Annotated in this window: 4 protein-coding genes; 2 read left to right on the top strand and 2 right to left on the bottom strand. The window is 69.2% G+C overall.

The window, feature by feature from the left end:
- Window positions 1–300: 300 nt before the first annotated feature.
- Window positions 301–1,518: a vWA domain-containing protein gene (locus D7X12_RS17335; RefSeq protein WP_208719104.1), complete on the bottom strand. Its 1,218-nt coding sequence runs from the start codon at window positions 1,516–1,518 to the stop codon at window positions 301–303.
- 267 nt (window positions 1,519–1,785) lie between these two features.
- Here D7X12_RS17335 and lon point away from each other — a divergent pair, with 267 nt between their 5' ends.
- Window positions 1,786–4,242, top strand: coding sequence for an endopeptidase La (lon, locus tag D7X12_RS17330; protein ID WP_120626377.1), 2,457 nt, complete (start codon window positions 1,786–1,788; stop codon window positions 4,240–4,242).
- 79 nt (window positions 4,243–4,321) lie between these two features.
- Here lon and D7X12_RS17325 read toward each other — a convergent pair whose 3' ends face one another.
- Window positions 4,322–5,518 carry a cytochrome P450 gene (locus D7X12_RS17325; protein WP_120626376.1) on the bottom strand — a complete coding sequence of 399 codons (1,197 nt, stop codon included), beginning with the start codon at window positions 5,516–5,518 and terminating at the stop codon, window positions 4,322–4,324.
- A 53-nt stretch (window positions 5,519–5,571) separates the two neighbouring features.
- Between D7X12_RS17325 and D7X12_RS17320 the strand changes: the two genes are divergently transcribed.
- The gene (locus D7X12_RS17320; RefSeq protein ID WP_120626375.1) at window positions 5,572–6,552 is read left to right on the top strand and encodes an aldo/keto reductase; all 981 of its coding nucleotides are present in this window, start codon (window positions 5,572–5,574) and stop codon (window positions 6,550–6,552) included.
- Window positions 6,553–6,575 lie beyond the last annotated feature (23 nt).

Raw genomic sequence — 6,575 nt, 5'->3', positions numbered from 1 at the left:
CACCACCCCCACCGCCGACCGCTCGACCGCCGCGCCCATGTCGCCTCCTCGCAAGCCCACCCGCCATCGGTGCGGATGTCTGCCCAGTATGTGGAGCCGTCTGACACCCGAGCGCGAGGTTGGACGCCCGGATCAACCTGTCAGGTTGGGGTCGCCACTCGGGGAGGAGGCGCGGATCCGCACGTGCGACTTCACATGGCACCGGACATGCCGGGTCACCTTCCCCGCAACGAAAAAGGGCCCCGCGTCGCCGCGAGGCCCTTCACCGTGTACCCCCGCTTCAAGCGGATCCGCCGCCCGCTACCCCGCGCACAGCACCTTCACTTCGACCTTCGTGTCGCCCACGCGCCGCAGGCACGGGCCCAGGAAGTACAGGCGCGCGGAGCGGTCCTCCCCGGAGGGCTCGTAGCGCAGGTCGCCGTTCGCCACCGAGCACGTCTGCACCGAACCATCCGCGCGCGTGACGTTCACGAGGGCCAGCCGCGGATCCGGCAGGTTCACCACGTCGATGCTCTGCGCCACCGTGGCGAGCCCCGCGATGCCGATCAGCGTCTGCCGGTAGTCGCTCTTGCAGATGGAGTCCAGGTTCGCCCGCGTCGCGTCGAACTCCGTCGCGAGGGCGAACTGCCGGAAGCCGGGGCCATACGAGGTCGGGCAGTCGGCGTTGCGCACGTAGGTCTTGTCGCCCACCGTCTCCTTCACCAGCTCCGCCCGCTTGTCCGTCAGCGCCACCGGCCCGATGGTGGCCCACAGCACCTCGCGCGACACGCCCCGGCTGTCACGCAGCGCCTGGAAGTCCTGGTAGTACTCCTCCACCGGCGTCAGCTTGTCCGCGTTGTCGCTGCACGCATCCACGGACGGATCCAACCCCAGCGACACCGGCGGCGGCCGCAGCTTGGAGCTGCAGTCCTCCTCGTCCGACACCACCACCACCATCAGGCGCGCGCCATCCCGCAGGAAGCCCGCGTTGCCGCCCTCGGCGGTGGGCTGCTCCGCGAGCGGAGAGCTGACCGCCAGCCGCACGGCCTCGAAGGGCGTCTCCTGGCCGCTGCCGGAGGTGCCCTGCGCCACGAGGCGCTGGAACTTGTCCAGGAGCAGCGGGTCCGAGCTTTCGATGAAGCGCTCGGCGGTGGGCTGCCCGGCTTCGTCCTTCACCGGCTGCAGGCGCCCGGCCTGATCCGGGAACGAACGGATGCTGTCCGTCCCGTCGCCCAGCGTGAGGCGCTGGTACACGGAGGTGGTGATGACCCCCACGCGGAACTCCTGCGCCACGCCGCTGCCCTCCTTCAGCGCGGCCAGGAAGGCGGGCAGCTCCGTCACGATTGCCTGCTGCTCCTCCTGCATGGAGTTCGAGTTGTCGATGACGAACAGGAGGTCCGTCTTCTGCGGCGCGACCACGGGCGGGGTCGCCTCACAGGTGTCCGGCACCGTGGAGCCCGCCTCGTCGACAGGCGAGTGACACCCCATCGCCAGGAGCGCGGACAGCGTCAGCAGGTGGGCACAGGTGTGGGCCTTCACGTCGACCTCCAATACGGCGGGCGCACTCGCGCACCGCATCAAGCAGAGAGGGGGCGAGCATGCCCCACCCCTCTTCAAGACGCGAGACTTCTGGGCTGTTAGGAGGAGGAGCGTCGTACAGCCGACGAGGCACGGAAATAACGCACATCGCGTTTGCCATGTCCGGTTTGGTTGTTACGTTGGTTCATCCGTCGCAGAAATCAACCGGATGGTTCACCGGCCCGGCCGCTTGCTGACCGGGTTTAAGCAAGGAAGAGGCCGAACTCCATGTCTGACGAGAAGAAGAAGGGGGGCACGGCGGCCAGCGCCATGCCCACCGCGATGGCCCCTCCCGGGCTCATCAACAAGGAAGACATCCCGCAGGTGCTGCCCATCCTGCCCCTGCGCAACAGCGTCTTCTTCCCCGGGGGCGTGCTTCCCCTGGCCGTCGGCCGCCAGAAGACGATCGCGCTGATCAAGGACGCCGTTCGCGACGACCAGGTCATCGGTGTCGTGACGCAGCGCCGCGCCGAGGAAGAGGATCCGGGCGCGTCGGACCTGTACACGATGGGCACTGTCGCCCGCATCGTGAAGCTGTTGAAGATGGGCGAGGACAACTACTCCCTCGTGGTGCAGGGCCTGGCCCGCTTCCGCGTGATGGAGCTGGTCCAGGAGGCCCCCTACCTCAAGGCCCGCGTCGACGCCGTGGAGGACAAGACCTCCTCTGAGAACGTCGAAGTGGAGGCCCTGGGCATCAACCTGAAGAAGCTGGCGCGCGAGGTCATCGAGCTGATGCCCGAGCTGCCCGCCGCCGCCACGGAGCTGGTGGAGAGCATCACGCACCCGGGCCACCTGGCGGACCTCATCGCCGCGAACGTGGACGTGCCCATCGAGGAGAAGCAGGCCGTGCTGGAGACGGTCGACCTCAAGGCGCGCATGAAGCTCGTGCTGGAGCTGCTCAACCGCAAGCGCGAGATCCTCAAGCTCTCCAACAAGATCGACTCCGCCGTGAAGGGCGAGATGTCGAAGACCCAGCGCGAGTACTACCTGCGCCAGCAGCTCAAGGCGATCAAGGAAGAGCTCGGCGAGATGGGCGAGGAGGAGGAGGAGCTCGACGAGCTGCAGGAGCGCCTGAAGAAGGCCGCCCTCCCCCCGGAAGTGGAGAAGGTCGCCCAGAAGGAGCTCAACCGCCTGAAGACGATCCCGGCGGCCTCCAGCGAGTACACCGTCGCGCGCACCTACCTGGATTGGATCGCGGACCTGCCGTGGTCGAAGATCAGCGAGGACAACCTCGACATCGAGAACGCACGCCAGCAGCTGGACAAGGATCACTTCGGCATCAAGAAGGTGAAGAAGCGCATCCTGGAGTACCTGGCCGTCCGCAAGCTGAAGAACGACATGCGCGGGCCCATCCTGTGCCTCGTCGGTCCCCCGGGCGTCGGCAAGACGTCGCTGGGCCAGAGCGTGGCCAAGGCCACGGGCCGCAAGTTCGTGCGCCTGTCCCTGGGCGGCGTGCGTGACGAGGCGGAGATCCGCGGCCACCGGCGCACCTACGTGGGCGCGCTGCCGGGCCGCTTCATCCAGAGCATGAAGAAGGCCGGGACGAAGAACCCGGTCATGATGCTGGACGAAATCGACAAGCTGGGCGCGGACTTCCGCGGCGACCCGAGCGCGGCGCTGCTGGAGGTGCTGGACCCGGAGCAGAACAGCACGTTCAGCGACCACTACCTGGACGTGGCGTTCGACCTGTCGAAGGTCATGTTCGTCGCCACGGCGAACCAGCTGGATCCCATCCCCGGTCCGTTGCGCGACCGCATGGAGATCATCGAGCTGACGGGCTACACGTTCGAGGAGAAGCAGGCCATCGCCCGCATCCACCTCGTGCCCAAGCAGCTGCGCGAGCACGGCCTGTCGGGGGACCACATCGAGATCCTGGACGAGGCCCTCCTCATCCTGACGACCTCGTACACCCGCGAGGCCGGCGTGCGTAACCTCGAGCGCCGCATCGCGGACATCTGCCGCGCGGTGGCGGTGGAGGTCGCCGGTGGGAAGCTGGAGAAGCAGACCATCGGGACGGAGCGCGTGAAGGAGATCCTCGGGCCCGAGATGTTCTACTCGGAGGTCGCGGAGCGCACGGAGGTCCCCGGTGTGGCGACGGGCCTCGCGTGGACCGCGGCGGGCGGCGATCTGCTCTTCATCGAAGCCACCAAGATGGCGGGCAAGGGCGGCATGACGCTCACCGGCCAGCTGGGTGACGTGATGAAGGAGAGCGCCACCGCGGCGCTGAGCTACCTGCGCAGCAAGGCGGAGTCGCTCGGCATCAGCCCGAACTTCCTCGAGAAGACGGACCTGCACCTGCACTTCCCGGCGGGCTCCATCCCCAAGGATGGCCCCTCCGCCGGCGTCACCATCCTCACCGCGCTCACCAGCCTGCTGACGGGCATCCGGGTGCGGCACGACACGGCGATGACGGGCGAGGCCACGCTGCGCGGCCTGGTCCTGCCGGTGGGTGGCATCAAGGAGAAGGTCCTGGCGGCGCACCGCGCGGGCATCAAGCGCGTCATCCTGCCGGAGCGTTGCCGCAAGGATCTCATCGACGTGCCGGATCAGGCGAAGAACGAGCTGGAGTTCATCTTCGCCACGCACATGGATGAAGTGCTGAAGGCCGCGCTGGAGACCTCGCCGTTCAAGGAGCCCGCCGCGGTGCCGGCTCCCACGGACACGCCTCCGGAAGTCCGCGCGTAGCTTCGCGGCACACGGCGGTTCGAAGGCTTGAAGTGACGCGGGCAGGTTCCCTGGTTCCAGGGGACCTGCCCGTTGTCTTTCAGTCCGGGTGCAGGACGAGGGGCAGCGTGGCGGGCCCGCGCACCACCAGCGTGCGGTGCCACGTCATGGGCTCCGGGCCGGCCTCCAGGTGGCGGAAGGCGTCCAGCAGGGCCTCCAGGGCCAGCCGTCCCTCCATGCGCGCCAGCTGCGCGCCCAGGCAGAAGTGGATGCCGTGGCCGAAGGGCAGGTTCTGCGGGCCGGGGCGGGACAGGTTGAAGCGGTCGCCGTCCGGGAAGTGCGCCTCGTCGTGCGCGGCGGAGCCCAGGAGCACCAGCACCGGGGCGCCCCTGGGCAGCCGCACGCCGCCCAGCTCCACCTCCTCGGTGGTGAGGCGCGGGGCGGCCTGGGCGGGCGGCTCGTAGCGCAGCACCTCGTCGATGAAGGCGGGGATGCGCGAGCGGTCCACCCGCAGCTGGGCCCACACCTCCGGGTGCTCGCGCAGCACGACGAGGGACGCGCCCAGCAGGTGCACCACCGTCTCGATGCCGCCCACCAGCAGCAGGGCCATGAAGGCGATGAGCTCGTCGCGCGACAGGGCCTCGCCGTCCACGCGGGCCTGTTGCAGTTCGCTGACCAGGTCCGTGCCGGGCGTCCGGGCGCGCTCGTCCAGCACCTCGTTGAAGTAGGCGCGCAGCTCCGCCACGGCGTCGCGGGCGCGCTGCTTGCGGTCCTCCTCCTCCGGGCGCACGGTGGTGACGCCGCCGGTGATGAGGTCCGCCCACTGCTTCAGGCGGGGGGCGCGCGTGGAGTCCAGGCCCAGCAGGTCGCTGATGACGGCGGCCGGGATGCGCAGGGCGTAGGGGGGCATCATGTCCACCGGGCGGCCCCGGGGCAGGTCCGCCACCGCCTGCCGGCAGAGCTCCCTCACGCGGGGCTCCAGCCGGGCCATGGCGGCCGCGCCGAAGGCCTTCTGCACCAGCACCCGCAGGCGGCCGTGCTGGGGCGGATCCAGGGTGAGCATGGACTCCGAGAAGGGATTGCCGCCCAACCAGGGAGGGTTGGTGGCCACGCGGAAGCCCTGGGAGGAGAAGCGCTGGGGGTCCTTGAGGACGCGCACCACGTCGTCATGGCGCGACACCGCCCACATCCCGCCGGGGTCCACCTGACAGACAGGGGCCTCGCGGCGCATCCGCGCGTAGGTGGGATAGGGATTGGCCTTCACTTCCGGTGACAAGAGGTTGAAGCGCACGCTCATGGTGGGTCATACGCAAGCAGCGACACGAGCTGGCTCACAAGAGGAGCGCACCGATGAAGTACGCCAACCTGGGACACACCGGCCTGCGGGTGTCCCGCATCTGCCTGGGCTGCATGAGCTACGGCACCCCGAAGTGGCGCCCGTGGGTGCTGGACGAAGAGGCCTCGCAGCCCTTCTTCCGCCGCGCGGTGGAGCTGGGGGTCACCTTCTTCGACACCGCGAACATGTACTCGGATGGGGTGAGCGAGGAGGTCACGGGCCGGGCCCTGCGCCGCTACGCGAAGATGGACGAGGTGGTGCTGGCCACGAAGGTCTACTTCCCCACCGGCAGCGGGCAGAACGAGCGCGGCCTGTCCCGCAAGAACATCACCCAGGCGTGCGAGGCGAGCCTCAAGCGGCTGGGGGTGGAGACCATCGACCTCTATCAAATCCACCGGATGGATCCGAACACGCCCATCGAGGAGACGCTGTCCGCGTTGGATCAGCTCGTGCGCCAGGGCAAGGTGCGCTACCTGGGCGCCAGCTCCTCGTACGCGTGGCAGTTCGCGCGCGCGCTGGGCGTCTCCGAGCGCAACGGCTGGGCGCGCTTCGTGTCCATGCAGGACCACTACAACCTCGTGTACCGCGAGGAGGAGCGGGAGATGCTGCCCCTGTGCGAGGCCGAAGGGGTGGGCGTCATCCCCTGGTCCCCGCTGGCCCGGGGGCTGCTCAGCGGCACGCGCAAGTCGCTGGACGACCGCGAGTCCACGACGCGCGCGGAGACGGACACGCTGTCGCCGGGGCTCTACAACCAGCCCGGGGACTGGGACGTGGTGGAGGCGCTCAAGCAGGTGGCCGAAGCGCGAAAGACGCCGCCCGCGCAGGTGGCCCTGGCGTGGCTGCTGTCCAAGCCCGTCGTCACCGCGCCCATCATCGGCGCGACGAAGCTGGAGCACCTGGAGGACGCGGTGAAGGCGGTGGCCCTCAAGCTCCAGCCGGAGGAGGTCAAGGCGCTGGAGGCGCCCTACAAGCCCCACGCGGTGCGCGGGATGTAGGGGGCGCCCAGGTCCGGGACGCC

This window comes from Corallococcus sicarius, from assembly GCF_003611735.1.
GTDB classification, from domain to species: domain Bacteria; phylum Myxococcota; class Myxococcia; order Myxococcales; family Myxococcaceae; genus Corallococcus; species Corallococcus sicarius.
Note: the sequence above shows the minus strand (reverse complement) of the source record. Positions and strands in the feature narration are given on the sequence as shown.